Consider the following 413-nt stretch of genomic DNA (forward strand, 5'->3'; position numbering starts at 1 on the left):
AGAGAAAGCTACTGTAAAAGAGAATGTTAAATACAAATACCTATGACAGTCGATTTTCTACTATACCTCTTGTTCTATTTTATGTAGACTATGAAAAAAACAGGAGGTATTTTTATGTCTATTGCAACGGAAATCGTAACAATGAAAACTTTACAGGAGGTAACAAAAGACAGCTTTATCAGCATTGTGGACTCGCTTGAAAAGGACTATCATTCAAAGCAACAGGGTTTTATTGACACGGAACTTCTCTATAACGAAGAAAACAGGGAATGGACTATGATACAGCATTGGGCTTCAATGGAAGAACTCAAGGCTGCTTCTGATAAAATGTTTCAAGATGAGGAAGCAGCCCCTTTTGTAAAAGCACTTGACGCTGCAAGTGTCAAAATGAGCATATTACCACAAATAAAAAT

At 35.8% G+C, this 413-nt stretch carries 1 protein-coding gene; it reads left to right on the top strand.

Translation table 11 applies throughout. From position 1 onward, the window contains the following. Positions 1 to 114 precede the first annotated feature (114 nt). A partial coding sequence (locus NE664_14725; GenBank protein MCQ4727889.1) for an antibiotic biosynthesis monooxygenase occupies positions 115 to 413 on the top strand: 299 nt, incomplete at its 3' end.

This window comes from Anaerotignum faecicola (assembly GCA_024460105.1).
GTDB lineage: Bacteria > Bacillota > Clostridia > Lachnospirales > Anaerotignaceae > JANFXS01.